A 26,222-nucleotide genomic window follows, 5' to 3' on the forward strand; every position below is an offset into this window, starting at 1 on the left:
GGATATCTGACAGAGGCAGCTTTCCGCAGGCCGTTCGGGCAGCTCAGCCGCCCTTGCCGATGATCGTGTCGGCGGTCTGCTGCACCTGGTCGATCGGGATGGCGAACCCGATGCCGATCGACCCGTTCCCGTCGATGGTGGCGATGGCGGTGTTCACCCCGACCACCTCGCCGCGCGCGTTGACCAGTGGCCCACCGGAGTTGCCGGGGTTGATGGACGCGTCGGTCTGTACCGCGCTGTGCCGGTTGTTGCCGAGCCGTACCTGGCGGTCCAGCGCGCTGACGATGCCCGCGGTGACCGTCCCCGACAGGCCGAGCGGCGAACCCACCGCGAGCACCGGTTCACCGACCCGGGTCGCGCCCGGTTTGGCCAACGGCAGCGGGGTGAGACCGGCCGATGCCGGCACCTTCAGCACCGCCAGGTCGCTGCGCGGCTCCCGCCCGATCACCTCTGCGGCGAACCGGCGCCCGTCGGGCAGTTCCACGGTCACCGGCCCGCCACCTCCCTTGGCCAGGATGTGGTCGTTGGTGATCAGGTGCTGCTGGTCGTCCACGGCGAAGCCGGAGCCGGTCGCGGACCCACCGGCCGCGCCACCGGCCAGCACCGACACCACCCCGGGAACGGTCTTTTCGGCTGCGGTGACCAGCTCGGCCGGTACCGGGGCGGCGGATGCCGCGGCTGGGCCTCCAGCCCCGTCGCGGCTGGCCACGACGCCACCGGCGAGAGCACCGGAGACCGCGGAGACCGCCACCACCGCCAGCAAGGCGAGCAGCCGCCCGGGCCGCCGCCCGCCCGGGTCACGCTCGGGCGCGTCCCACCACCCGCGCCCGTCCGGGTCGAGCTCCGGCGAGATGAACCAGGGACCGCGCGGTTCGCCCAGTCCGGTCTGCACTGCCATGCGTACTCCTCACGGTCGCGTCGGTCTGCGCGGTGGTCAGGGCAGTCGGGAGAACCAGCGCATCGAGCCGGCGGCGGCGCCCATCGCGAACACCAGCCCGAGGCCGATGAACCGGGCCGAGACGTCCTGCCGCTCGGTGCGGTAGCCGACCGAGCTGCCGATGTCGTCGTAGACGGCCCGCAGCTCGTCGGTGGTGCTGGCCTCGTGGAACATTCCGCCGGTCTCCTCGGCGACCGCCTTGAGGGTCTGCCCGTCCACCGGCACCTGGATCGGCCGTCCACCTCGGTCGACGAAACCGGACGGTGTGCCGAACGAGATCGAGTGCACCGGCACCTCCGCCTTCACCGCTTCCGCCGCAGCCTCCATCGGATCCATCCCGGAGGTGTTGGCGCCGTCGGAGAGCAGGATGATCCGGGCGGGTGGTGTCTCCTTCGCGGCGTCGCTGTCCAGGCTCTTGACCGCGCCGAGCGAAGTGTTGATGGCCTCGCCGATCGCGGTGCCCTGCACGCCGGTGATCCCCTCGGCGAGACGGCCGATCCCCTCGTCGAGGGCGTCCCGGTCGGTGCCCGGGGGCACCAGCACGGCGGCACTGCCGGCGAACGCGACGAGACCGACGTTGAACTCGTCGGGCAGGCCCTCGACGAAACGCCGGGCGGCCTCCTTCGCCGCGGCCAACCGGTCCGGTTCGACGTCGGTGGCGAGCATCGACGTGGAGACGTCCACCGCCACCATCACCGTGGCCCGCTCGCGGGGCACCCGGACCTCGGCGCTGGGACGGGCGAAACCGACCACGAGCAGCGCCAGCATGGCCAGGAAGAGCCCGGCCGGTACGTGCCGACGCCAGGCGGGCCGCTGCGGCGCCACCCGGTCCAGCAGTCGCAGGTTGGTGAAGCGGACCGCGTACCGGCTGCGTCGCCGCTGCATCACCAAATAGGCGATGACCAGGGCGAGCACGCCGAGCAGCAGCCAGAGTCGCAGCGGCGACTGCCAGATCACGCGACACCTCCCCGGGATGGGCCGGCCGGCGCGGCGGCCATCCGACGCTGGGCGTGCACGTGCCGGACGATGTCCGCGCTCCAGTCCCCGTCGGTGCGCAGCGGCAGGTGGATGGCTCCACTGCGCCGCAACGCCTGGTGGACCTGTTCGCGTTGGGCGGTCGCGGCCTCGGCGTACCGCTCGCGCAGCCCACGGTCCGATGTGCACACCTCGCGGTGCCGGCCGGTCTCCGGGTCGACGAGTGTGATCAGGCCGACGTCCGGAAGTTCCAACTCACGCGGGTCGGTCACCTCGATGGCCAGCACCTGGTGCCGGACGGCCAACCGGCGCAGGGTCCGCTCCCAGGGCGCTGGCTGGTCGGGGTCGTCGGGCAGGCCGTCGAGGAAGTCGGAGACCACCACGACCATCCCGCGCCGGTTGGCGATCCGGTGCAGCGCGTCGAGCCCGTCCGCCAGGTCGGGCGGTCGGGTCGTCGGCCCGCGCCCCGGACGGTCGGGGGGCGCGGTGGCCCGCGGGGCGGCGAGCAGCGCGCGCAGCAGCGCAAGCAGATGGGTACGCCCGCTGCGGGCTGGGAAGCGGCGTACCCCGTCGGCGCGCAGCACCTGGGCGCCGAGGCGGTTGCCGACGCCCGCGGTCAGGAACCCGACCGCCGCGACGGCGGCCACCGCCAGTTCCCGTTTGTCCAGCTCGGCGGTGCCGAACTCCATGCTGGCGCTGCCGTCGACCAGCAACCAGGTGGTCAGTTCCCGGTCGGCGTCGACCTGCCGGACGTGCGGCACGGCGGTCCGCGCCGTCACCGCCCAGTCCATCCGACGGACCTCGTCCTCGCCCGGCCGGTACTCGCGACTGCCGGACGGTTCGCTGCCCGGACCGGGCAGCAGACCACGGTACTGGCCGTGCAGCAGGCCGTTCAGTCGACGCGTGACGGTCAGCTCCAGGCGGCGCAGTCGCTGGTCCGGTGCCAGCTCGGCCAGGCCGGGGTCGGCTGGCGTTCCGGCCGACATGACGGTCGCGCGTCTCATGCCGCCGCCAGATCCGGCGCCTGTTGTGGGTGTCCGGTGGCCAGCCGGGGCGGCGGCACCGCCTCGACCAGCCGGCGCACCACGCTCTCGGCAGACACCCCGTCGGCCACCGCGTCGAAGGAGAGCACCAGCCGGTGGGCGAGGACATCGACGGCCAGGTCGCGGATGTCCTCGGGCAGCACGTACTCCCGGCCCCGCAGCAGGGCCTGCGCCCGAGCTGCCGCGACCAGGCCCAGGGTGGCTCGCGGGCTGGCCCCGTACGCCAGCAGCGGGGCGATCTCCGGCAGCCCGAACCGGCCCGGGTCTCGGGTGGCGAGGATCAGCCGCACCACGTACTCGGCCAACGCGTGGTGGACGAAGACCCGCTCGGCGTGGGCCTGGAGGTCCCGCAGCCGTTGCGCGTCGAGCACCTGGCGCGGGGTCGGCCGATCGGTGCTCATCCGGTAGAGGATGGCCAGTTCGTCGGCGTCGCTCGGGTAGTCGACCACCACCTTCATCAGGAAGCGGTCGCGCTGCGCCTCCGGGAGTTGGTAGACCCCCTCGGACTCGATCGGGTTCTGGGTGGCCAGCACCAGGAACGGCTCCGGTACCGGCCAGCTGCGCCCACCGATCGAGACCTGCCGTTCGGCCATCGCCTCCAGCAGCGCCGACTGGACCTTGGCCGGGGCGCGGTTGATCTCATCGGCCAGCACCAGGTTGGCCATGATCGGGCCCAGCTCGATGTCGAAGGTCTCCTTGGAGGCCCGGTAGATCCGGGTGCCGACGATGTCGGAGGGCACCAGGTCCGGGGTGAACTGGATCCGGGAGAAGGTGCCGCCGACCACGGTCGCGAGGGTCTGCGCGGCAAGTGTCTTGGCCACACCGGGCACCCCCTCCAGGAGGCAGTGTCCGTTGGCGACCAGGGCGGTGAGCAGGCGTTCGACGAGGCGATCCTGCCCCACGATCACGCGTTTGACCTCGAAGAGGGTCTGTTCCAGCTCGACGCCGGTCGGCTCCGGATCGACCGGGCTGGGCATGCTGGCCAGGGTGTCCGAGATGTCCGTCACGCTGCTTGCTTCCCGGGCACACGACCAGCAAACGTCGGATTGTGCGGGCCGGACGGGCCCGGAGTGGCCGGAATGGGGATGAGCCGCGCGGAAAGGTGACGACGGTCGCGAGTAAGCCGAGGAGCGCCCAACCGGCAGGTGACCGGCCAGAAGCGCGGATCGGCGCGAGCCGGGTCAAAGGACGCACAACCGTCAAGCGATCGGCCACGGAGAGCCCGTGATCCACTCGCGTTCACGGAGATCGGGGTATCCCGCGTCCCCGGACACCCCGACTTTGTGAAACCCGAGTCGATCCATGCCCGGACCGGCTGGCCGAGGTGCAGCCGGCGAGTCCCGCCGAGTGGACAAGGTCCGGGCCCCCGTCGCCGTGGGCGACGGGGGCCGGGTGTCGGGTGTCGGTTCGGTCAGGGTGTGTGGGTGAGCAGGGTGAAGCCCAGGTCGGACGGGGTACCGGCCGAGTTACGGGTCTGCACGAAGACCGCGTTGGGCGTGCCCAGCCGTGGAGCCACCGAGACCTCGCCGCCCGGCGGGATGCAGCAGGAGTCGGACCGGGAGATGGTGGCCAGGAAGGCGCCGGCCGACACGGTGTGGCCGTAGACCACCTCGTACTGACCGACACCCCACTTGATCACGGTGCCGCCGCCGCGCGCCTTGGTGCCGTTGGAGTTGACGACGGTGAAGACGTTGGTGGCCGCCAGTGGGGTGGCCGCACCCGCCTTCAACGCGGCTTTCGCGATACGCGTCGACTCCGCGGTGGCCGGCGGCTGGGCGTTCGTGCTCCGTGCCGCCGGTTGGACCGCGTCCTGCGGCGCCTTCGCCGACGGCTGGGCGAGAGCGATGCCCCCGCCGGCCAGACTGAGCGCCAGGACGGCGAATGTGACCGCCGCCGCCTTACGTCGGAAGGATGTGCTCATGACAGGTCCCCCTTGTGTGACCGTGCGAATTCGGCCGACCCGCGGGGCGGGACGGATGACAGCCAATAAATAGGCGTACGACGACGGTGGGGTGACGGAAAGCGGAATCACCTATCCCCGAAAGGGCTGATTCCTCGACGATCTGCATCCCCCTTGAGCTGGGGTTACTACTCAGAGTTGCGTCGTTTAAGCCAGATGGAACGTAGCACCGGAAAAAGCCACCAGTCAATAGTTGATCTCGCTTTTCCGGGCTGTCAACCAACCGTCAGATAATTGTGAAATGTGAGCGCTGCGCCATTCATGAAATGGGTTCGTGGGGCCCGACTACGATCGTCGTCGTGATCGTCGACGCTCCGCCCGCGCACCGACATGCTCGACTCGGCACGGTGCTCTGCTGGCTGGCCGCCACACCCACAGCCCTCTGGGCCGCGATCCGGCTGCTCGGCCTGGACCGAGGGCCGTTGGTGCAGGCGCTCGCCTTCACGCCGTACGTCGCGGGGGTCAGCGTGCTGGTCCTGGCCCTCACCCTCGCCCTGCGGCGCTGGTGGCCGGCGGCGCTCGCGGCCCTGGCGGCGATCGCGTTGCTCGGCGCCGTCGCACCCCGGGCGCTGGCCAGCGCCCAACCGGCGGCAGGCGGGCCGACCGTGCGCCTCCTCACCGCCAACCTGCTCGCCGGCTCCGGCGACGCGCGGACGCTTGTCGAGCTGGTCCGGCGACACGAGGTGGACGTGCTCGTCGTGCAGGAGTTCACGCCGGACGCGCAGGCCGCCCTGAATCAGCTCGGCCTCGTCGGGCTGCTGCCCCACCGACAGCTCAACCCGGAGATCGGCACCCCCGGCTCCGGCCTCTACTCGCGGTGGCCGCTCACCGAGGTCGGCCTCCGGCGCAACCTCGAAGGCTGGGGCTTCACCCAGGCGTACGCGACGGTGACGGTTCCCGGCGGACCCCCGGTCCGCGTCGAGTCGGCCCACCCCTCGGCGCCGTACGCCTTAGACCAGGTCGACGCCTGGCGTACCGACCTGACCGCCCAACCACCGGCCACCCCGGACGGTGGGCTGCGAATCCTCGCCGGCGACTTCAACGCGACCCTGGACCACAGCCCACTGCGGGCCCTGCTTCGCACCGGTTACGTCGACGCCGCCGATGCCACCGGCCGGGGCCTCACCGGCACCTGGGGTCCCTACGACGGTGATCTCATCCCGCCGGTCACCATCGACCACGTGCTGGTCGACCGACGCATAGCGGTCCGCTCGGTACGGGTGCTGACCCTCCCCAACAGCGACCACCGCCCAGTCCTAGCCACCATCACCCTCCCCACCCCCTAAACCACCCGCCCGCCCCGCCCACCCGTGGCCACCCCTGCCCTGCCCACCCGTGCCCACCCCTGCCCTGCCCTCCCGTGCCCACCCCTGCCCTGCCCTCCCGTGCCCACCCCTGCCGCCGTCGATCATGGAGTTGTGGTGGGCGTTTTAGGCACGGAAGCCCGGTACGTACACCACCACAACTCCATGATCGACGCGGGTGGGGTGGCGGGGTTGGGGTTGGGGTTGGGGTTGGGGATGGGGATGGGGGTTGGGGTCGGGAGGGGTAGGGGTTAGACGCGGGAGGGGGCTAGGCCGTAGGTGAGGGCGTCTACCAGGGCGTGCCAGCTGGCCTCGACCACGTTGGGGTGGACGCCGACCGTCGTCCAGTCCCGGCCGCCGCTGTTGGAGGTCTCCAGCAGGACCCGGGTGACCGCGCCGGTGCCGTGGCTGCCCTCCAGGATGCGCACCTTGTAGTCGGCCAACTCGAAGTCGCGCAGTTGGGGGTAGTGCTGCGCCAGCCCCACCCGCAGCGCCTCGTCGAGCGCGTTGACCGGGCCGTTGCCCTCGGCGGTGGCGATCACCCGCTCACCACGTACCCGGATCTTCACGGTCGCCTCGGAGACCACCGCGCCGTCCTCGCGGTGCTCGACCAGCACGCGGTACGACTCCAGGGTGAACGGTCGGGCCGGGCTGCCCTCCGGCATCTCGGAGCGGACCAGCAACTCGAAGGAGGCATCGGCCGCCTCGAAGGACCAGCCGCCCGCCTCCAGTTCCTTGACCCGCTTGGTGACCCGGGTGAGCGCGTCCGGGCTGCCGGCCAGGTCCAGGCCGAGCTCGCGACTCTTGAGCTCGACGCTGGCCCGACCGGCCATCTCGGTGACCAGGATCCGCATGTCATTGCCCACCACCGACGGGTCCACGTGGTTGTAGAGCAACGGGTCGACCTTGATCGCGCTCGCGTGCAGCCCCGCCTTGTGGGCGAAGGCAGCGGCCCCGGCGTACGCCTGGTGGGTGTCGGGGGCGATGTTGGCGATCTCGGCGATGGAGTGCGAGACCCGCACCATCTGTGCCAGGCAGCCCTCCGGTAGGACGGGCATGCCCAGCTTGAGTTGGAGGTTGGCGACGACCGCGAAGATGTCGGCGTTGCCGGGGCGTTCGCCGTACCCGTTGGCGGTGCCCTGCACGTGGCGCACGCCCGCCTCGACGGCGGCGATCGTGTTGGCCACGGCGCAGGAGGTGTCGTTCTGGGCGTGCATACCGAGCAGGCCGGCGTCGACCCCCAGCCTGTCGGTCAGGTCGAGGATCACGGCGGTCACCTGGGACGGCAGCATGCCGCCGTTGGTGTCGCAGAGCACCATCCGCTCGGCGCCGGCGGCGAGTGCGGTCTGCACCACCGCCGCCCCGTACGCGGGATCGTGTCGGTAGCCGTCGAAGAAGTGTTCGCCGTCGACGAAGACGCGCCGGCCCTCGCGGACGAGGTGGCTGACGGTGTCGTGGATCATCGCCAGGTTCTCCGCACCGGTGGTGCGCAGCGCGCGCTCGACGTGCCGGGTGTCGGCCTTGGCGACCAGCGCCACCGCCGGGGTCTGCGCGTCCAGCAGGGCGCGCACCTGGGGGTCGTCGGCTACCGCGACGCCGGCCTTGCGGGTGGCGCCGAACGCGACGAGCACGGCGTGCCGCAGGTCCAGTTCGGTGCGGGCGCGGCGGAAGAACTCGGTGTCCTTGGGCACCGCGCCCGGCCAGCCGCCCTCGATGAAGCCGACGCCGAACTCGTCGAGCAGCCGGGCCACAGCCAGCTTGTCGATGACCGAGTAGGTGAGCCCCTCGCGCTGGGCGCCGTCGCGCAACGTGGTGTCGTAGACCTGGAACGTCATCAGGATCCTTTCTCGGAGCAACAAAAAGACCTCCCGCGGATGCGGGAGGTCTGCGCGCTCGGCGGAGGGAGAGCCGGCGCGCTAGGTCGCAATAATCAGGACGGTGCTGGTCACGATCGCTACTCTGCCACCCCTCCGGCCCTTTGGTAGAAACAATCCATATAGCGGGACAGTGACGGAGGGTGTTGCCAGCTCGGTTGTGGCGCGCCTCCGCGCGGGACCCGTCGGTCGTGATCGGCTTCACAAGTCGCCGGGCCCCCTACCGGTGCAGATGACCCTGCGGAAGCATTTGGAACGGATCCAAACGCGGCCACCGTGCCGCCCACAAGGAGGACCTGTGCTCACCGTCGGTGACCGCTTCCCTGGGTACGAACTCACCGCCTGCGTATCGCTGGACGTCAACAAGGCGTTCGAGACGATCAATCACAAGTCCCACGAGGGCAAGTGGCGAGTGGTTTTCTTCTGGCCGAAGGACTTCACCTTCATCTGCCCGACGGAGATCGCGGAGTTCGGTCGACTCAACGGCGAGTTCGCCGACCGGGATGCACAGGTCCTCGGGGCGTCCGTGGACAACGAGTTCGTCCACCACGCCTGGCGCAGGGCCCACCGGGACCTTCGGGAGTCGCCGTTCCCGATGCTCGGCGACAGCAATCGCGCGCTGTCCGCCGCCGGGGTCTGACCATGGGTCTGGACGCGATCAAGGCAGCCCTGCTCGAGTACGCCAAGGACATCAGACTCAACCTGGACTCCACCGTCGGCACGTCGACGTTGACCCCGGCGCAGACCTGGGGCACCGCCCTGGCCTGCGCGGTGGTCGCCCGTAACCCGGTGGTGCTGCGGGAGATCGCGGCCGAGGCGCTCGAGCACCTCGGACCGCAGGGTGTCGAGGCGGCCAAGGGCGCCGGGGCGATCATGGCGATGAACAACATCTACTACCGGGCCAAGCACCTCATCGGCGACGAGCAGTACGCCTCGATGCCGGCCCGGTTGCGGATGCAGATCATCGCGAGGCCGGGCGTGGACAAGGGCGACTTCGAGCTGTGGTGCCTCGCCGTGTCGGCCGTCACCGGGTGCGGGGTGTGCCTGGAGTTGCACGAGAAGGCGCTGCGCGGCAGCGGTTTCAGCCGGGAGCAGCTGCACGAGACCCTGCGGATCTCCGCCGTGGTGCACGCCGCGGCGGTCACCCTGGACGCCGAGGCCGCACTGGCCTGAGCACGTACGCCCGGACGGGCCGACGCCGCATCGCGCGGGCGTCGGCCCGTCGCCGTTTCCGGCCCCCGGCGGCCGGGTAGCTCCCTGAGGGGACGCAGCCACCTATGCCGAGACGATCGGTGACAGTCAGGAGTGAACGGCATGGACAGGATCGATCCGCACGCCACCCACGCCGGGCCGGACCCGCTGCGCGGCGGCGACCAGGGCGCCGTGCCCGGCGGTGCGCCGGCCGGCACGTTCGACCCCTGGCGCTACCGGGACCAGGCCGGGGTCGCCGACGCTGACCTGGTCGGCTACAAGGTCGAGGCCACCGACGGCGCGGTCGGCAAGATCGACAGCGCCAGCCACGAGGTCGGTGGCAGCTACCTGGTCGTGGACACCGGGCCGTGGATCTTCGGCAAGAAGGTGATGCTGCCGGCCGGCACCGTCAACCAGGTCGACCACGACCAGCGCACGGTCTCCGTCGACCGGACCCGGGATCAGATCAAGGCCGCCCCGGAGTACGACGAGACCAGCCACAGTGACCCGCGCTACCGGGACCAGTTGGGTGGCTACTACGACGAGACGTACGGCGCGCTTCCGCCCGGTACGGCACGGTGACCGTTCGACCCGGCGGCCGGTGGGACGTGAGCCCACCGGCCGTTACCGTGTGAACGTGGACGCCATCGAGGACAACCGCCAGCTCTCGCTCCCCGCCACCTTCAACTTCCGCGACGTCGGGGGTCACGTCGGTCACGACGGACGATCCGTACGCCGGGGGCGGCTCTACCGTTCCGACTCGCTGCACCGCCTCACCGAGCAGGACCGCGACGCGTTCGCCGCGATCGGCATCCGCACCGTCATCGACCTGCGCCGACCCACCGAGGTGGAGCGGGACGGCCGGGTTCCGGCGTACCAGGGGCTGACCTACCGGCACATCCACCCGGAGCACGACGACTGGGCCGCCACGCCGCACGAGGAGGGCACCGACCTCGCCCGGTACCTCGCGGACCGGTACGCCGACCTGGCGCAGACCGGCACCGCCGGGCTGGCCGAGGCGGTCGGGCTGATCGCCGACTCCGCCAACGCCCCGGTGGTGGTGCACTGCGTCGCCGGCAAGGACCGCACCGGCATCGTCTGCGCGCTGACCCTCGCCGTGTTGGGGGTGGACGACGCGGACATCACCGCGGACTACGCGTTGAGCAGCGAGGCGTCGGCCCGGTACAGCGCCTGGCTGGCCTCCATCAACCCGGGTGGGGTGGACGTGCCGGCGCCGTTCCTGAGCTCACCCGCCGAGGCGATGCAGATCTTCCTCGACGAGCTGCGCGAGGGGCACGGCTCGGTCGAGGCGTACCTGCGCCACGCCGGTGTGACCGACGAACAGCTCGCCGCGCTGCGCGACCACCTGCTCGACGAGCCCACCGAGGTGTAGGGCCGGGCCCGGCGGTGCCGGCCCGTCCGGGTGGACGGGCCGGCCGGCGACGGGGGTCAGATGACCCGCTGCACCCAGCCGTGCGGGTCGGCCGCCTTGCCACGTTGGATGTCGACCAGCTGCTGGCGCAGGGCCATGGTGACCCGGCCGGGCTCGCCACCACCGATCAGGAACTCACCGTCGGGGAACCGCACCCCACCGATCGGGGTGACCACCGCGGCGGTGCCGCAGGCGAACACCTCCCGAAGGCGACCGCTTGCGGCGTCGGCCTGCCAGTCGGCGAAGCTGACCGGTCGCTCCTCGACCTGGTGCCCGGCCGCGCCGGCCAGGGCGAGGATGGCGTCGCGGGTGATGCCCGGCAGGATCGTGCCGGTCAGCGGCGGAGTGACCACGGTGTCGTCGTCGTAGACGAAGAAGACGTTCATGCCGCCCAGCTCGTCGACGAACCGGCGCTCCACCGCGTCCAGGAAGACGACCTGGTCGCAGCCGGCCTCGATGGCCTCGGCCTGGGCCGCCAGCGACGCGGCGTAGTTGCCACCGCACTTGGCCGCGCCGGTGCCGCCGGGCGCGGCGCGGGTGTAGTCCGGGGAGACCCAGACGGTGACCGGCTTGACGCCGCCGGTGAAGTACGCGCCGACCGGCGACGCGATCACCATGTAGAGGTATTCGTTGGCCGGGCGGACGCCGAGGAAGACCTCGCTGGCGAACATGAACGGCCGCAGGTAGAGGCTGCCGTCCTCGCCGGTGGGGATCCACTCCCGGTCGATCTCGATGAGTTTGTGCAGCGAGTCGACGAAGACCTCCGGCGGCAGCACCGGCATCGCCATCCGCTGCGCGGAGGTGGCGAAGCGGGCCGCGTTGGCGTCCGGCCGGAACATCGTCACGCCACCGTCGGCGGTGCGGTAAGCCTTGAGCCCCTCGAAGATCTCCTGCGCGTAGTGCAGCACCGCGCTGGCCGGGTCCATCGGGATCGGACCCCGCGCCTCCACCCGGGCGTCGTACCAGCCCTTGCCGTCGGCGTAACGGACGGTGACCATGTGGTCGGTGAAGACGCGGCCGAACCCGGGGTTGGCCAGCAGGGCGGCCCGATCGGCGGCGGATACCGGCGCGGCATTCGGACGGATCTCGAAGTCGAGCTTGTCACCACCGCTCATCGCGCTGACCTCCCTGCGGGACAACGGCATGCGGGACCGCACACCGACATGGCTGTGCCAGAAACTTACCCCGAACGGTCGTTCAGCGGGTAGCGCCGGTCGGGCGGGACGGACTGACCGGGCAGACCGACGTCGGCCGGTCGCCCACTCGGGCCGCAGCGGTCAGGCTACGGCGTGGGCGGCGAGCCGGTCGCCGACCTCTTCGGTACGCAGCGTCACGCCAGGAACCCGACTGGCCAGCTCGGCGGCGACCGCCGCGTTGACCCGTTCGGCGGACTCGCTGTGCCCGAGCTGCTCCAACAGCAGGGCTGCGGAGAGCACCGCGGCGACCGGGTCGGCGACGCCCTGGCCGGCGATGTCCGGTGCCGAGCCGTGCACCGGCTCGAACATCGAGGGGTACGCCCCCTCGGGGTTGATGCAGCCGCTGGCGGCCAGGCCGATGCCACCGGTGACGGCGGCGGCGATGTCGGTGAGGATGTCGCCGAAGAGGTTGTCGGTGACCACCACGTCGTAACGCTGCGGCTGGGTGACCAGGAACATGGCCGCGGCGTCGACGTGCTGGTACTCGGTGGCGACGTCCGGGTGCTCCGCGGCAACCGCGTCGAACGTGCGCGCCCAGAGCGACCCGGCGTGGGTGAGCACGTTGGTCTTGTGCACGAGGGTGACCTTGCGCCGCTCCCGGCGGTCGGCGCGGGCGAACGCGTCGCGGATCACCCGCTCCACGCCGTGCCGGGTGTTCAGGCTCTCCTCGGTGGCGACCTCGGCCGGGGTGTCCCGGTGCAGGGAACCACCGGCGCCGGCGTAGAGCCCCTCGGTGCCCTCCCGCACCACCACGAGGTCGACCTCGCCCGGCTTCACGTTGCCCAGCGGGCCGGCGACCCCGGGCCAGAGCCGGGAGGGCCGCAGGTTGACGTACTGGTCGAAGGCGAAGCGGAGCTTGAGCAGCAGCCCCCGCTCCAGCACACCCGGCGGCACCGTCGGGTCACCGACCGCGCCGAGCAGGATCGCGTCGTGCCCGGCCAACTCGGCCAGCACCGAGTCGGGCAGGACCTCTCCGGTACGGTGCCAGCGGGCGGCACCCAGGTCGTACTCGGTGGCCTGCACGTCGGGCAGCACCGCGTCGAGGACCTTGCGAGCCTGCGCGACCACCTCGGGCCCGATGCCGTCCCCGGCCACCACCGCGATCCGCGCCACGACCGCACTCCTCTGCTCAAAGGTTCCGACCGGGCAACGGTACGTCGCCGTCCCGCCTCCCGGTACGCGGCGTCCATAATCTGAGACGCAGGAATGCACAGCACCCTCTCAGCTGGGACTCATGGGGCGGTCATCTCCGCTGCCTACCGTGGTGATCGGTGGGTCGCGGGGGCTCGCCGACCAACGCCGGTCGCGACGACGCGGCGCCACGTGCGAGGGGGCAGATGCGATGCGCATCGACGAGCAACCACGGACCCGCTGGCCGGACCCGTCCGCGTTCCGCAACCGCCGACCGGACCTTCGCCTGGGCAGCCGCCGGCACCGGATCGACCCGACCGCCGCCACCGAGGGCCGGATCGCGGTGCAGCACACCGTCCGCACCGCGACCGCCGAGTACACCCTGCTGCTCAACGCCCCCGAGTGGCTCGGTCGCCGGGGCGTGGGCGAGGCGCTGCGGGACAGCGTCGCGGAGCTGCGCGCCATCGACCTCACCTACGGCCCCAACCGACCGGAGAGCTTGGTCTCCCGGCTGCGTCGGGGCGAGATCAGCCCGGAGTCGTACCCGCCGCTCGCCGACCTGGTGGACCGCTGCACGGCCATGCGTGCCGCCACCGATGGATGGTTCGACGCCTGGGCGGTTCCCGGCGGCTTCGACCCGGGCGGCCTGCTCGGCGGTTGGGCGGTGGAGCGCGCCGCCGAGCGGCTGCGCGCCGCCGGCATCCACGACTACGCCGTCCTCACCGGCGCCGACCTCGTCGTCCGGGGCCGGGCACCGCACGGTGGGCCGTGGCGGGTCGCGGTGCACCACCCCACCGCGCCCGAACGCGCGCCGCTGGTGCTGGAGATGACCGCCGGCGCGGTCGGCACCTCCGGGGTGACCGGGCGGCAGGGGCACGTGGTGGACCCGCACACGGGCGAGCCGGCCGGCCACCTCGTCGCCGCCACCGTCGTGGGCCCCAACCTGACGATCGCCGACGCCTACGCCACCGCGCTGTACGCGGCCGGTCCCACCGGCCTGTCGTGGTTCCGCGGCAACTCCGACTATCGCGCGCTCTTCGCACACCGTCGCTGAGCGGAACGTCGCCGCACCGAGCCCGTCTCCCCGCGGTGCTCCGGCCCGATTCGCACCTCGGCCGCGTGAGCCGGTGAACCAGCCGTTCCCGGTGACTGTCGGCCGGTCGGGCCCGCGATCGGCCCCCACGGTCTCGGCAACGACCGTGGGGGCCGGTCAGCGACGAGTGCGCGTGGCTCGCACAATCGAGGGGTGCGGACCGGTCGGGCCGGACGTCGACCGCGCCACCCGAAGACGGGCCGGCGCCTCGAACTCGGCCAGTGACCGCAGTGCGTACGCTAGCGAATCGACGCAACTCGACGCAAGAGTCTCCACACCGGACCGTCGTGAACGGAGACTGCGCGAGTCGATGCTTGACCGGCGGCGAGGCAGTTTCGACATGGTGAACGGCGGATGGCACGCTATCCGCCGTGAGTTTCGATCTGAGCGTGTGGGCCCTGGAGGACGGGGCGACGCCCGAGGACGTACGGACAGCGGTCGACGGTTGCCGGCAGGGGCGACACGTGGACCGTTACCCCGATCCGCGGGTGGTCAGCTTCTACCGGGCGATCACCGCCTCCTATCCGGACCGTCGCCCCGGCCCGAACAGCCCGTGGGCGGTGGCGCCACTGCACGCCGCACACGACCACGTCGAGCTGAACCTGCACCCGACCTGCGCGGACCAGGTGCTGCTGGACATCGAACGGCTGGCTGGTGAGCACGGGCTGATGCTCTTCGACCCGCAGGACGGCTCGGTCTACCCGCCGCCCGCGCGGCTGCACGGCTGACCCGACCAGCGGCACGGACGGGAAAGGACGAGGGGCCCGGCGGATCGCCAGGCCCCCCATGGTGCTTGCCGCGTACTACTCGTCGCGCAGGTCGGCGGCGCTGGCCGCCGTGGCGCCGATCGACTCGGCGGCCGACGTGAGCAGGTCGGCACCGAGCGCCTGGTCGACGGTGAGCGTCATCAGCGTCTCGCCGCCCGCCTCCCGACGGGCCACCTGCATGGCGGCGATGTTGATACCCGACTCGCCGAGCAGGGTACCGACCGTGCCGACCACACCGGGTCGGTCGACGTAGCGCAGGAAGAGCAGGATGCCCTCCGCGCCGATCTCCACGTCGAAGCCGTCCACCTCGGTCAGCTTCAGCACGTCCCGCGCGCCGGAGTGGGTGACCGTGCCCGAGACGCTGACCGTCCGGCCGTCCGGCAGCGCGCCGCGCACCGTGACCAGGGTCGGCTGCTCGGCCGTATCGGCCAGCGTGGCCAGGGTGACCTCGACGCCACGCTCGGCGGCCAGGTGCGGGGCGTTGACGTAGGTGACCTGCTCCTCGACGACCGAGCTGAACAGCCCCTTGGTGGCGGCGAGCTTGAGCACCGACACGTCGTGGCTGACGATCTCGCCACGAACCTCGACCGTGACGCTGGCGGCTACCCCGCCGGCGACGGCGGTGAACGCCCGGCCGAGCTTCTCCGCAAGCGGCAGCAGCGGCCGGACGTCCTCGGCGACCACACCGCCGGCCTGCACGTTGACGGCGTCCGGGACGAACTCGCCCTGCAACGCCAGCTTGACGCTCTTGGCTACGGCGAGACCGGCCTTGTCCTGCGCCTCGTGCGTGGAGGCGCCCAGGTGCGGGGTGGCCACCACGTTGTCGAAGGCGAACAGCGGCGACGAGGTGCACGGCTCCTTGCTGTACACGTCGACGCCGGCGCCGGCGACCCGGCCCTCGGCGATCGCGTCCGCGAGCGCCTGCTCGTCGACCAGCCCACCGCGGGCGGCGTTGACGATGCGCACGCCGGGCTTGACGATCGCCAGTTCCTTCTCGCCGATCAGGCCCACCGTCTCCGGGGTCTTCGGCAGGTGGATGGAGATGAAGTCGCTCTCCCGCAGCAGCTCCTCGAGCCCCACCAGGCGTACGCCGAGCTGTGCCGCACGGGCCGGCTGGATGTACGGGTCGTACGCGATCAGCCGGGTGCCGAACGCGGCGATGCGCGACGCGAAGAGCACCCCGATGCGACCGAGCCCGACTACGCCGACGGTCTTGCCCTGCACCTCGACGCCGGTGTACTTCGACCGCTTCCACTCCCCCGCCTTGAGCGCGGAGCTGGCGCTCGCGGTGTTGCGGGCGACGGCGAGCAGCAGCGCGACGGCCTGCTCGGCGGCGGAGACGATGTTGGAGGTGGGCGCGTTGACGACCATGACGCCCCGTGCGGTGGCGGCCGGCACCTCGACGTTGTCCAACCCGACGCCGGCCCGGGCGACCACCTTGAGTCGCGGCGCGGCGGCGACCGCCTCGGCGTCGATCTGGGTCGCGCTGCGCACGATGACGGCGTCGGCCTCGGAGAGCGCCGAGAGCAGGGCCGGACGGTCGGTGCCGTCGACGTGACGGACGTCGAAGTCGTGGGCGAGCACCTCGATGGCGGCGGGGGCGAGTTCTTCGGCGATCAGTACGACAGGATTCATCGGTCCTCGTAGAGGTCGTGTATGCGATCGGCCCGGGCGGCGGGGGCGCCGCACTGCGCCCTGCGCTGATCCGTGCCGTGGCCGTCAGGTGCCGGCTGCGCACCTACAGGCGATCGTAGGTGCCTCGTTGGTCGGCGTGTTCCGGTCTTCGGGGTGAGTGCCCTCACACGCCCGGTCGGGCGGCGGACATCGGCCGTTCACCTGCGCGACACGGCCGCCTGAGCACGCCGAACACCGGTGGCGGCGGTCACCCGGTCGGCGCGGCGAAGGTCGGGCCGCACGGAAGAGGCCGCCCGACGCATCGACGGGCGGCAGCATGCCCGGCAGCCCCGGGGCGGCGCTGGGGAGAGCGCCGGCCCAGGGGCTGTCGGTGGTTCGTCGTCCAGCCGAGCCGGACGTCTCAGGCGGTCTCGGTGATCGGGCGGTCGACCCAGCTCATCATGCCGCGCAGCTTCTTACCGGTCTCCTCGATCGGGTGCGCCGCACCCTCGGCCTGCCACTTGGTGAAGTTCGGGCGGCCGGCCTCGTCCTCGGCGACCCACTCGCGGGCGAACTCGCCGGACTGGATCTCACCCAGGATCTTGCGCATCTCGTCCTTGACCCGGGAGTCGATGATGCGGTGGCCGCGGGAGAGGTCGCCGTACTCGGCGGTGTCGGAGATGCTGTAGCGCATCTTCGCGATGCCGCCCTCGTACATGAGGTCGACGATCAGCTTCAGCTCGTGCAGGCACTCGAAGTAGGCGACCTCCGGGGCGTAGCCCGCCTCGGTGAGCACCTCGAAACCGGTCTGCACCAGCGCCGAGGCACCGCCGCAGAGCACCGCCTGCTCGCCGAAGAGGTCGGTCTCGGTCTCCTCGGTGAAGGTGGTCTTGATCGCGCCGGCCCGGGTGCCGCCGATGCCCTTGGCGTACGCGAGGGCGAGGGCGAGGGCGTTGCCGCTGGCGTCCTGCTCGACGGCGACGAGACAGGGCACGCCCTTGCCGTCGCTGTACTGGCGGCGGACCAGGTGGCCGGGGCCCTTGGGCGCGACCATCGCCACGTCCACCTCAGCCGGCGGCTTGATCAGGCCGTACCGGATGTTGAAGCCGTGGCCGAAGAAGATCGCCTTGCCCGGGGTGAGGTGCGGGGCGATCGACTCCGCGTAGATCCCACGCTGGGCGGTGTCCGGTGCGAGCACCATGATCACATCGGCCTCGGCGGCGGCCTGCGCGGGCGTGACCACCCGCAGGCCCTGCTCCTCAGCCTTGGGACGGCTCTTCGAGCCCTCCGGCAGACCGATCACCACGTCGACGCCGGAGTCACGCAGCGACAGCGCGTGGGCGTGGCCCTGGCTGCCGTAACCGATCACCGCGACCTTCTTGGCCTGGATCAGGCCGAGGTCGGCATCGTCGTCGTAGTACACCTCAACGCTCATGAGAAACTTCCCTTTCGTACGACGGCCGGGGCGGCCCGTCGTGGTCTGTGCGGATGGATTCGCCGGACGGCCCGCTGGGGGCCGACCGGCGGCGGGTCAGGCGGCCCGCAGCGCCGGACCGGCGGTGATCGAACGCGAGCCGCGCCCGATCGCCACCAGCCCGGACTGGACCATTTCCTTGATGCCGAAGGCCTCGAGGTCACGCAGGAGCGCGTCGAGTTTGTCCGGGGTGCCGGTGGCCTCGATGGTCAGCGTGTCCGGTGCGACGTCGACCACCCGGGCGCGGAACAGGTTGACGGTCTCCAGCACCTGCGACCGCGCGGACCGGTCGGCGCGGACCTTCACCAGCAGCAACTCCCGGGCGACCGAGACCTGCGGATCCAGCTCAACGATCTTGAGAACGTTGACCAGCTTGTTCAGCTGCTTGGTGACCTGCTCCAACGGGGACGACTCCGCGTTGACCACGATGGTGATCCGGGAGACGTCCGGGTTCTCGGTCTCGCCCACGGCGAGGCTGTCGATGTTGAATCCGCGCCGGGAGAACAGGCCGGAGACCCGGGCGAGCACACCGGGCTTGTTCTCCACGAGCACGGACAGGGTGTGCATGGTCATCAGATGTCATCCTCGTCGAAGACCGGGCGGACGCCACGGGCGAACATGATCTCGTCGTTGCTGGTGCCGGCGGCGACCATCGGCCAGACCATCGCGTCCTTGCCGACCACGAAGTCGATCACCACTGGCGAGTCGTTGATCTCCATGGCGGCGGCGATGGTCTTGTCCACGTCAGCCGCGTTCTCACACCGCAGCCCGACGCAGCCCAACGCCTCGGCGAGCTTGACGAAATCGGGGATCCGGTGCTTGTGGGTGCCGAGCTCGGTGTTGGAGTAGCGCTCGTTGTAAAAGAGCGTCTGCCACTGCCGGACCATGCCGAGGTTGCCGTTGTTGATGAGGGCGATCTTGACCGGGATGCCCTCCAGCGCGCAGGTGGCCAACTCCTGGTTGGTCATCTGGAAGCAGCCGTCCCCGTCCACCGCCCAGACCACCGTGTCCGGCTTGCCGACCTTCGCGCCCATCGCCGCGGGCACCGCGTAACCCATGGTGCCGAGGCCGCCGGAGTTCAACCAGGTGTACGGCTTCTCGTAGGAGATGAACTGCGACGCCCACATCTGGTGCTGGCCCACCCCGGCCACGAAGATCGCGTCGGGGCCGACGATCTCGCCCAGCCGCTTGATCACGTACTGCGGGGACAGCGTGCCGTCGGACGGCTCGTCGTAGCCCAGCGGGTAACGGTTACGCAGGTCGTCCAGCTGCGTCCACCAGTCACCGAGGTCGGCGACGCGGCCCGCCGACCGCTCGACGGTGACCGCGGCGATCAGCTCGTCGATGACGTGCTTGGCGTCGCCGACGATCGGCACGTCCACGTGCCGGTTCTTGCCGATCTCGGCGGGGTCGATGTCCGCGTGCACCACGGCCGCGTCCGGGGCGAACGAGTCCAGTTTGCCGGTGACCCGGTCGTCGAACCGCGCGCCCAGCGCGACGATCAGATCCGCCTTCTGTAGGCCGTAGACCGCGGCGACCGTGCCGTGCATGCCGGGCATCCCGAGGTGCTGCTGATGCGAGTCGGGGAACGCCCCGAGCGCCATCAACGTGGTGACGACCGGGATGCCGGTCATCTCGGCCAGCCGGCGCAGCCCGTCGGTGGCACCGGCCTTGAGCACCCCGCCGCCCACGTAGAGCACCGGCCGCCGGGCCGCGGCCATCAGCCGCGCCGCCTCCCGGATCTGCTTGCCGTGCGGGTGCAGGGTGGGCCGGTAGCCGGGCAGGTCCAGGGTGGGCGGCCAGCTGAAGGTGGTCGGCGCCTGGAGCACGTCCTTGGGGATGTCGACAAGCACCGGGCCGGGTCGCCCGCTGCTGGCCAGGTGGAATGCCTCGGCCAGCACCTGCGGGATCTCCTCGGCGTTCTGGACGAGGAAGTTGTGCTTGGTGATCGGCAGGGTGATGCCCTGGATGTCCGCTTCCTGGAAGCCGTCGGTGCCGATCAACGGGCTGGCCACCTGCCCGGTGATCGCCACCATCGCCACCGAGTCCATGTACGCGTCGGCGATCGGGGTGACCAGGTTCGTGGCGCCGGGGCCGGAGGTGGCGATGCAGACGCCGACCTTGCCGGTGGCCTGCGCGTAGCCGGTCGCCGCGTGCCCCGCGCCCTGCTCGTGGCGCACCAGGATGTGCCGGACCGTCGAGTCGTAGAGCGGGTCGTACGCCGGCAGGATCGCGCCGCCCGGAATACCGAAGACGACGTCGACCTCGAGCGCCTCAAGGGACCGCACGAGCGAGCCGGCCCCGGAGACCTGGGCTGCGGCGGTGGGCCGTACCGCCGGGCCGGTCGGGGTGGCCGTGCGTGCGGCGGCCTGGTCGACGTCGACGGTCGGGTCGGCGGCCGCGCGGGCCCGGCGGGCGGTGTGGGCGAGGGTCTCGGGCGTGGGTCTCGTCATGGCGGTTCTGGCCTTCGGCTGGAGTGGCTGGTGGCTAGTCAAGCGATGCGACGCGGGCGGGCCCGCCTCGCCAGGTTCCGATGGCAATAAAAACGGCCCTCGTGCAGATGCACGGGGCCAGCGCACTCTCGGTGAGGGAGAGTGCGCTCAGGTAAGTACTCGCAGCGACCGGTACGACGACATGCGGCTAAGCCTGACGCATCTCACGCGATGAGTCAACTGATCCCACATGTTGGTTAACGGAGTTCGGCGCGTCGGTCGGCGACGCGCCATCGGCAGCCGGGGTGAGCTGCCCAGACCCGCCGGAAACACGCCGTGGCGCGGGCACCGCAGCGGGACGCGCACCCGGCGAGGTGGCCGCCTCCAGCATCGCCTCCAGGTGCTCGGCCGGCACCCCCCAACCGAAGAGCGCGCCCTGGCCGAACCGGCAACCGGCGGCCACCACCGCGGCCAGTTCGGTCGGGGTGGTCACCCCCTCGGCGATCACCTCCAGCCCCAACTGGTGGCCCAGCCGCATGACGATGTCGACCATCGGCGCGAACGCCGGACCGTCCTGGCCGACCGGGCGGACCGGCTCGTGCTCGGCGACCAGACTGTGATCGATCTTGAGGATGTCGATCGGCAGCCGGCGCAACTGCCCCAGCGACGAGTAGCCGGCCCCGAAGTCGTCGAGCGCGATCCGGACACCGGTCAACCGCAGCGCGGTCAGCCGCCGGATCAGCTCGTCCAGGTCGGTGGCGACCGCGTGCTCGGTGACCTCCAACACCAGCCGCTGCGGCGGCACGTGGTGGGCGCGCAGCGCCTCGGCGACCTGGACCACGTACTCCGGGGCGTGCAGCTCGCGCGGGGAGACGTTGACCGACACCCAGACGTCGTGCCCGTCCGCCAGCCACCGGGAGAGCTGGTAGCAGGCCTGATGCAGCACCCAGGCGCCGAGCGGGGCGATCATGCCGCACTCCTCGGCGAGCGGGATGAACTCGTCCGGACGAACGTTGCCCAACTCGGGGTGGTGCCAACGGAGCAACGCCTCGGCGCCGACCGGCCGCACCGACGGCAGCGACGCCACCGGCTGGAACGCCAACCGCAGCTCGTCGCGCTCGATGGCCCCCCGCAGCTCGTGCTCCACCGTCGTACGCCGACGCAGCAGCCTGTCGTACGCGGCGTCGTACCGCTCGATCCGGTTCTTGCCACGCTGCTTGGCGTAGCGCAGCGCCAGGTCGGCGTGACGCAGCAGCAGCTCCACGTCCGGCTCGTCGACCCAGCCGGCCACGCCGATGCTCACCGACAGGAAGACCGGCCCCTCCGGCTGGTCGTAGGGCCGGTTGATCACCCCGAGGAGCCGTTCGGCGACCCGGTCCGCCTCGACCGGCCGGGCCTGCATGAGTACGGCGAACTCGTCGCCGCCCAGCCGGGCGGCCACGTCGCCGGGGCGCAGGTTGCCACGCAGCCGCCGGCCCACCTCGGCCAGCACGGCGTCGCCCACGTCGTGGCCCCGCATGTCGTTGACGTTCTTGAAGCCGTCCAGGTCGAGACCGAGCAGCTGGCAGGGATTTTTGTCCGCCGCGTTGCGGTGCAACGCTCGGAGCAGCCCGCGCCGGTTGGCCAACGACGTCAGCGGATCGGTGTGCGCCAGCTCGCGGAAGTGCGCCTCCCGCTCGGCCAGGCGGCCCGCGTACTCCCGGACGTCGCGGAGGGTGAGGTACTGCCGGGCCACCAGGGCGAAGCCCTCCACGCTGCCGGCCACGATGCCCGCCGCGGTGAACCGGCCGTCCTGGCTGAGGTGGTACATCGCCGAGGCGGCCATCGCCAGCATCGGGGCGATCGCGTACTCGCCGTCGCGACCCACCAGGTCCAGGTCGACCTGCCCCGGACGGTCGGCCCGGTACACCGCGAGCGCGACGGTCAGCAGGCCGACGGCGAGCACCCCCGCACCGGTCAGTGCCATGGTCGGCCCGGCCTGGCAGAGCCCGGCGCTGAGACCGAGGCCGCCGCAGGTCACCGCGCTGATGCCGGCGCCCAGCGCGGCGAGCCGGCGGCGGGGGGCGGCAGCCCGGAAGACGACGATCACGGCGAGCCCGGCACCCAGCGCGGCGCTCACCGTGGCCACCAGAATCGCCGGGCAGGCCATCGGGGTGGCGGCGCCGAGCAACCGGGTGGGCTCGGAGAAGAGCACCCAGCCGACGAACCACAGCGCCGCCGCCATGACCAACCCGTCCAGGGCGAGGCGGGCCGTCCCCGCCGCGGTGGCGGCCACTCCGGGCAGCCGGAGCAGACCGGCGGCGAAGGCCAGCCCGCTCACCGCCGTGCCGATCGCCACCACGGTCGCCCAACCGGTGCGCTGCCCCTGCTCGTGGGCCCAGTGCTGGTGGGCTCCGAGCGTGGCGGCCACCCCGAACAGGAGACTGAGCAAGGCACCCCCGGCGCCCGCCGCGAGCAGCAGGTGCGCCGGCCGACGCGGCCCCGTGCGTCGCCGGGCGACGACGGTCAGCAGTACGGCCGCCACCGCGGCGACGAGCCCGCTGAACGCCGCGACAGCGACGATGCCCGGTGGAAGATGCACGCCTTCAAGAGTGCCGGATGGGCGCACGCCGTGGGGGGCCGAGTGTGCATCTGTTGGGACACGGCGGACACCCGAGTAGGCCGGCGCGGCGGCGGTGTCATGCTGGTGTGTATGCCTGAGCTGCGGTCGAGGACCTCCACACACGGTCGGACGATGGCCGGCGCCCGGGCCCTCTGGCGGGCCACCGGGATGACCGACGACGATTTCGGCAAGCCGATCGTCGCCATCGCCAACAGTTTCACCCAGTTCGTGCCTGGTCACGTACACCTCAAGGACATGGGTGGCCTGGTCGCCGACGCGGTGGCCGAGGCCGGCGGGGTGGGCCGGGAGTTCAACACCATCGCGGTCGACGACGGCATCGCCATGGGCCACGGCGGCATGCTCTACTCGCTGCCCAGCCGTGAGCTGATCGCCGACGCGGTCGAATACATGGTCAACGCGCACTGCGCGGACGCCCTGGTCTGCATCTCCAACTGCGACAAGATCACGCCCGGGATGCTGCTGGCCGCGCTGCGGCTGAACATCCCGACGGTGTTCGTCTCCGGCGGCCCGATGGAGGCCGGCAAGACGATGGCGATCGAGGGCGTCGTGCACAGCAAGATCGACCTGATCGACGCGATGATCGCCTCCTCGAACGAGGCGGTCACCGACGAACAGCTCGGTGAGATCGAACGCTCCGCCTGCCCGACCTGCGGCTCGTGCTCCGGCATGTTCACCGCCAACTCGATGAACTGCCTCACCGAGGCGATCGGGCTCGCGCTGCCCGGCAACGGTTCGACGTTGGCCACCCACGCCGCGCGCCGGTCGCTCTTCGTCGAGGCCGGCCGGACCGTCGTGGAGATCGCCAAGCGGTGGTACGACGGCGACGACGACTCGGTGCTGCCGCGCACGGTCGCCTCCAAGGCCGCCTTCGAGAACGCGGTCGCCCTGGACGTGGCGATGGGCGGCTCCACCAACACGGTGCTGCACCTGCTCGCCGCCGCCCGCGAGGCGGAGCTGGACTTCGGCGTCGCCGACATCGACGCGATCTCCCGGCGCGTGCCCTGCCTGGCCAAGGTCGCACCGAACTCGCCGAACTACCACATGGAGGACGTGCACCGGGCCGGCGGCATCCCGGCGATCCTCGGCGAACTGGACCGGGCCGGGCAGCTCAACCGGGACGTGCACGCCGTGCACTCCCCCTCGCTGGCGCAGTGGCTGACCGACTGGGACGTGCGCGGCGGTTCCGCCACGCCGACGGCGGTCGAGCTGTTCCACGCCGCTCCCGGCGGGGTGCGCACCACCGAGCCGTTCTCCACCACCAACCGATGGTCGTCGCTGGACACCGACGCCGCCGGCGGTTGCATCCGGGACCGCGAGCACGCGTACTCCGCCGACGGCGGACTGGCAATCCTGCACGGCAACCTCGCGCCGGACGGCAGCGTGGTGAAGACCGCCGGCGTGCCGGACGACTGCCTGACCTTCCGCGGCCCGGCGAAGGTCTACGAGTCGCAGGACGACGCGGTGACCGCGATCCTCGCCAAGCAGGTGGTCGCCGGGGACGTGGTGGTGATCCGGTACGAGGGGCCGAAGGGTGGCCCCGGCATGCAGGAGATGCTCTACCCCACCTCGTTCCTCAAGGGACGTGGGCTGGGCCGCTCCTGCGCGCTGCTCACCGACGGCCGGTTCTCCGGCGGCACGTCCGGGCTCTCCATCGGGCACGTCTCCCCCGAGGCGGCCTCCGGTGGGCTGATCGCCCTGGTCCGCGACGGCGACGAGATCGTCATCGACATCCCGAGCCGGTCGATCTCACTCGACGTGCCGGAGGACGAGTTGGCGGCGCGCCGGGTGGCCGAGGAGAAGCGCGACAAGCCGTACCTCCCGACCGACCGGCAACGCCCGGTGTCGGCGGCGCTGCGCGCGTACGCCTCGATGGCCACCTCCGCCAGCGACGGCGCCTACCGCCGCGTCCCGGAGTAACCACCCGGTCCCGCCCACGCCCGGGTGATCAACACGAGATTGGCGATATCGGGGTATCAAGTCCACCAGGACACCGCGATATCGCCAATCTCGGTAGCCGTCCAGCCAGGATGGCGAGGGACCACCGCGTTGGACGAAGTACGACCACCGTCGACCTGCGTGCTCAACCGCCGCTTGTTCCGATACCGCTGCCGCGCCTCTGCACACCCTCTTGGGCAGGTATCTCGGCGACAGGTGTCCCGTGGTGCGGCGTGGTCGGCTGAACGGCGCGGTGGACGCCTTCGGCTTCGGGCACGAACGCGGCCATCGCCGACGGAACGAAGTCGGCCAGGTACCGACGTGTCGCGTCGTCCGTGGCATAGATCAGCACGCCACGAAGCCCGCGCGTTGGTCGACGGGCCAGGTCAGGACGGCGCCCACGGCCCACTGATGAACTGGCCGTTCGGGGCGAACGGACTGACGTTGGGCACGCACCCGCCCAGCCCCATGGTCTGGGTCATCATGACCGGGGCCGGCTTGCCGCGACCGCCGCACTTCATGTGGGCGAAGCCGAGGAAGTGGCCGAACTCGTGATTGATCACGCCAGCGTGGTACTCGTCGATGCTCACCGGATATCCCGGTGAGCCCTGGAGCCAACGTCGCAGATTGATCATGATCGTCTTGCCGTACTTGCAGGAGTAGACGCCCTCGGTGTCGACGCCGCTGGCGCCGCAGAGTCGGTCCACTGTATTTGGTGTCGCGAGCCGGACGTCGACGTCGACCTTCGAGGTGCTGACCCGCTGGAACGACCACGACGCACGGCTCAGGTTCACCGCGGCGTTGGTGACCGGATGTTGTGCCGAGGTGGCCCACCCGTTCGGTGCCGCCAACACCTGCTCGATGCTCGCGGCGAACCGGTTCGGCTTCCAGGCGGGGATGTCACCCCAGGCGATGCCCTTCTCCACCGAGACGCTGTAGCGCACCCGCTTCTTTCCCTTGCCGATCAGGCGACCGTTGCCGGTGGCGGTGGTGAAGGTGCCAGCGGCCCTGGTGGGAATCTGCGCATCGTCCGGGACCCTCGGTGTCGGACTGGGCTTCGGCGCGTCGCTGGTGCTCGGATCTGCACTCCGGGCACTCTGGGCACTCGGGCCGGACAGTGGGACATCAGCCCGCCCGGAAGCCGGTGTCGCCGAGGTGCCACACGCGCCGGTCGTCAACACCACTACCAACGCGATCGGCGCGAGCAGCCGTCCGTTGATCCGCACGTCGGAACCTCCATC

Annotated in this window: 23 protein-coding genes; 8 read left to right on the top strand and 15 right to left on the bottom strand. The window is 71.3% G+C overall.

Annotated features, from left to right (window positions below; all coding sequences use genetic code 11):
* Positions 1-43: 43 nt before the first annotated feature.
* From AB0J33_RS16040 to AB0J33_RS16060, 5 genes are all read right to left on the bottom strand, one after another.
* Positions 44-898: a trypsin-like peptidase domain-containing protein gene (locus tag AB0J33_RS16040; RefSeq protein WP_363614114.1), complete on the bottom strand. Its 855-nt coding sequence runs from the start codon at positions 896-898 to the stop codon at positions 44-46.
* A 36-nt stretch (positions 899-934) separates the two neighbouring features.
* A complete protein-coding gene (locus AB0J33_RS16045) occupies positions 935-1,894 on the bottom strand; it encodes a VWA domain-containing protein (RefSeq protein WP_363614116.1) in 960 nt (319 codons plus the stop codon).
* Complete coding sequence (locus tag AB0J33_RS16050; RefSeq protein ID WP_363614118.1) at positions 1,891-2,916, bottom strand: DUF58 domain-containing protein; 1,026 nt, start codon at positions 2,914-2,916, stop codon at positions 1,891-1,893. Before AB0J33_RS16050 ends, AB0J33_RS16045 begins: the two co-directional genes overlap by 4 nt.
* A complete protein-coding gene (locus AB0J33_RS16055; RefSeq protein WP_363614120.1) occupies positions 2,913-3,962 on the bottom strand; it encodes a MoxR family ATPase in 1,050 nt (349 codons plus the stop codon). The genes AB0J33_RS16050 and AB0J33_RS16055 overlap by 4 nt, the downstream gene beginning before the upstream one ends.
* 404 nt (positions 3,963-4,366) lie before the next feature.
* Positions 4,367-4,876: a hypothetical protein gene (locus tag AB0J33_RS16060; RefSeq protein ID WP_363614122.1), complete on the bottom strand. Its 510-nt coding sequence runs from the start codon at positions 4,874-4,876 to the stop codon at positions 4,367-4,369.
* Positions 4,877-5,262: 386 nt separating this feature from the next.
* On the opposite strand from AB0J33_RS16060, the gene AB0J33_RS16065 reads away from it, so the two are divergent.
* The gene (locus tag AB0J33_RS16065) at positions 5,263-6,201 is read left to right on the top strand and encodes an endonuclease/exonuclease/phosphatase family protein (RefSeq protein WP_363614619.1); all 939 of its coding nucleotides are present in this window, start codon (positions 5,263-5,265) and stop codon (positions 6,199-6,201) included.
* A gap of 269 nt (positions 6,202-6,470) precedes the next feature.
* On the opposite strand, the gene cimA is transcribed toward AB0J33_RS16065, so the two are convergent.
* On the bottom strand, positions 6,471-8,054 hold the full coding sequence (gene cimA / locus AB0J33_RS16070; RefSeq protein WP_363614124.1) for a citramalate synthase: 1,584 nt from the start codon (positions 8,052-8,054) through the stop codon (positions 6,471-6,473).
* Between the two features lie 337 nt (positions 8,055-8,391).
* On the opposite strand from cimA, the gene AB0J33_RS16075 reads away from it, so the two are divergent.
* The 4 genes from AB0J33_RS16075 (at position 8,392) to AB0J33_RS16090 (ending at position 10,677) form a co-directional block, all read left to right on the top strand.
* Positions 8,392-8,733 (top strand): redoxin domain-containing protein, encoded by a 342-nt coding sequence (locus tag AB0J33_RS16075; protein ID WP_363614126.1) that lies wholly within the window; start codon positions 8,392-8,394, stop codon positions 8,731-8,733.
* Positions 8,734-8,735: 2 nt separating this feature from the next.
* Complete coding sequence (locus tag AB0J33_RS16080; RefSeq protein ID WP_363614128.1) at positions 8,736-9,266, top strand: carboxymuconolactone decarboxylase family protein; 531 nt, start codon at positions 8,736-8,738, stop codon at positions 9,264-9,266.
* Between the two features lie 141 nt (positions 9,267-9,407).
* Positions 9,408-9,866, top strand: coding sequence for a PRC-barrel domain containing protein (locus tag AB0J33_RS16085; protein WP_363614130.1), 459 nt, complete (start codon positions 9,408-9,410; stop codon positions 9,864-9,866).
* A 55-nt stretch (positions 9,867-9,921) separates the two neighbouring features.
* A complete protein-coding gene (locus tag AB0J33_RS16090; protein WP_363614132.1) occupies positions 9,922-10,677 on the top strand; it encodes a tyrosine-protein phosphatase in 756 nt (251 codons plus the stop codon).
* Between the two features lie 56 nt (positions 10,678-10,733).
* Here AB0J33_RS16090 and AB0J33_RS16095 read toward each other — a convergent pair whose 3' ends face one another.
* Both AB0J33_RS16095 and AB0J33_RS16100 read right to left on the bottom strand, forming a co-directional pair.
* A complete protein-coding gene (locus AB0J33_RS16095) occupies positions 10,734-11,831 on the bottom strand; it encodes a branched-chain amino acid aminotransferase (RefSeq protein WP_363614134.1) in 1,098 nt (365 codons plus the stop codon).
* A gap of 162 nt (positions 11,832-11,993) precedes the next feature.
* Entirely contained in the window at positions 11,994-13,025 is a 1,032-nt protein-coding gene (locus tag AB0J33_RS16100) for a 3-isopropylmalate dehydrogenase (RefSeq protein WP_363614136.1), read from the bottom strand.
* A gap of 229 nt (positions 13,026-13,254) precedes the next feature.
* Between AB0J33_RS16100 and AB0J33_RS16105 the strand changes: the two genes are divergently transcribed.
* Positions 13,255-14,097, top strand: coding sequence for an FAD:protein FMN transferase (locus tag AB0J33_RS16105; protein WP_363614138.1), 843 nt, complete (start codon positions 13,255-13,257; stop codon positions 14,095-14,097).
* A gap of 410 nt (positions 14,098-14,507) precedes the next feature.
* A complete protein-coding gene (locus AB0J33_RS16110) occupies positions 14,508-14,864 on the top strand; it encodes a hypothetical protein (protein ID WP_363614140.1) in 357 nt (118 codons plus the stop codon).
* Positions 14,865-14,939: 75 nt separating this feature from the next.
* Here AB0J33_RS16110 and serA read toward each other — a convergent pair whose 3' ends face one another.
* From serA to AB0J33_RS16135, 5 genes are all read right to left on the bottom strand, one after another.
* Positions 14,940-16,538 (bottom strand): phosphoglycerate dehydrogenase, encoded by a 1,599-nt coding sequence (serA, locus tag AB0J33_RS16115; protein WP_363614142.1) that lies wholly within the window; start codon positions 16,536-16,538, stop codon positions 14,940-14,942.
* Positions 16,539-16,938: 400 nt separating this feature from the next.
* Positions 16,939-17,952 (bottom strand): ketol-acid reductoisomerase, encoded by a 1,014-nt coding sequence (gene ilvC / locus AB0J33_RS16120; RefSeq protein ID WP_363614144.1) that lies wholly within the window; start codon positions 17,950-17,952, stop codon positions 16,939-16,941.
* A gap of 96 nt (positions 17,953-18,048) precedes the next feature.
* Positions 18,049-18,564: an acetolactate synthase small subunit gene (gene ilvN / locus AB0J33_RS16125; RefSeq protein ID WP_088946549.1), complete on the bottom strand. Its 516-nt coding sequence runs from the start codon at positions 18,562-18,564 to the stop codon at positions 18,049-18,051.
* Complete coding sequence (locus AB0J33_RS16130; RefSeq protein ID WP_363614147.1) at positions 18,564-20,444, bottom strand: acetolactate synthase large subunit; 1,881 nt, start codon at positions 20,442-20,444, stop codon at positions 18,564-18,566. The genes ilvN and AB0J33_RS16130 overlap by 1 nt, the downstream gene beginning before the upstream one ends.
* Before the next feature lie 187 nt (positions 20,445-20,631).
* A complete protein-coding gene (locus tag AB0J33_RS16135; RefSeq protein WP_363614149.1) occupies positions 20,632-23,004 on the bottom strand; it encodes an EAL domain-containing protein in 2,373 nt (790 codons plus the stop codon).
* Between the two features lie 111 nt (positions 23,005-23,115).
* Here AB0J33_RS16135 and ilvD point away from each other — a divergent pair, with 111 nt between their 5' ends.
* Positions 23,116-24,963, top strand: coding sequence for a dihydroxy-acid dehydratase (gene ilvD / locus AB0J33_RS16140; protein WP_363614151.1), 1,848 nt, complete (start codon positions 23,116-23,118; stop codon positions 24,961-24,963).
* Positions 24,964-25,126: 163 nt separating this feature from the next.
* On the opposite strand, the gene AB0J33_RS16145 is transcribed toward ilvD, so the two are convergent.
* Positions 25,127-25,333: a hypothetical protein gene (locus tag AB0J33_RS16145; protein WP_363614153.1), complete on the bottom strand. Its 207-nt coding sequence runs from the start codon at positions 25,331-25,333 to the stop codon at positions 25,127-25,129.
* Positions 25,334-25,367: 34 nt separating this feature from the next.
* Positions 25,368-26,207, bottom strand: coding sequence for a DUF3152 domain-containing protein (locus tag AB0J33_RS16150; protein WP_363614155.1), 840 nt, complete (start codon positions 26,205-26,207; stop codon positions 25,368-25,370).
* Positions 26,208-26,222 lie beyond the last annotated feature (15 nt).

Source organism: Micromonospora sp. NPDC049645 (assembly GCF_040675155.1).
Lineage (GTDB): Bacteria > Actinomycetota > Actinomycetes > Mycobacteriales > Micromonosporaceae > Micromonospora.

Excerpts from the sequence above, each read along its gene's own strand:
- AB0J33_RS16040 (WP_363614114.1), bottom strand. The coding sequence starts at position 898 with ATGGCAGTGCAGACCGGACTGGGCGAACCGCGCGGTCCCTGGTTCATC.
- AB0J33_RS16050 (WP_363614118.1), bottom strand. The coding sequence starts at position 2,916 with ATGAGACGCGCGACCGTCATGTCGGCCGGAACGCCAGCCGACCCCGGC.
- AB0J33_RS16060 (WP_363614122.1), bottom strand. The coding sequence starts at position 4,876 with ATGAGCACATCCTTCCGACGTAAGGCGGCGGCGGTCACATTCGCCGTC.
- cimA (WP_363614124.1), bottom strand. The coding sequence starts at position 8,054 with ATGACGTTCCAGGTCTACGACACCACGTTGCGCGACGGCGCCCAGCGC.
- AB0J33_RS16080 (WP_363614128.1), top strand. The coding sequence starts at position 8,736 with ATGGGTCTGGACGCGATCAAGGCAGCCCTGCTCGAGTACGCCAAGGAC.
- AB0J33_RS16085 (WP_363614130.1), top strand. The coding sequence starts at position 9,408 with ATGGACAGGATCGATCCGCACGCCACCCACGCCGGGCCGGACCCGCTG.
- AB0J33_RS16095 (WP_363614134.1), bottom strand. The coding sequence starts at position 11,831 with ATGAGCGGTGGTGACAAGCTCGACTTCGAGATCCGTCCGAATGCCGCG.
- AB0J33_RS16105 (WP_363614138.1), top strand. The coding sequence starts at position 13,255 with ATGCGCATCGACGAGCAACCACGGACCCGCTGGCCGGACCCGTCCGCG.
- serA (WP_363614142.1), bottom strand. The coding sequence starts at position 16,538 with ATGAATCCTGTCGTACTGATCGCCGAAGAACTCGCCCCCGCCGCCATC.
- ilvC (WP_363614144.1), bottom strand. The coding sequence starts at position 17,952 with ATGAGCGTTGAGGTGTACTACGACGACGATGCCGACCTCGGCCTGATC.
- ilvN (WP_088946549.1), bottom strand. The coding sequence starts at position 18,564 with ATGACCATGCACACCCTGTCCGTGCTCGTGGAGAACAAGCCCGGTGTG.
- AB0J33_RS16130 (WP_363614147.1), bottom strand. The coding sequence starts at position 20,444 with ATGACGAGACCCACGCCCGAGACCCTCGCCCACACCGCCCGCCGGGCC.
- ilvD (WP_363614151.1), top strand. The coding sequence starts at position 23,116 with ATGCCTGAGCTGCGGTCGAGGACCTCCACACACGGTCGGACGATGGCC.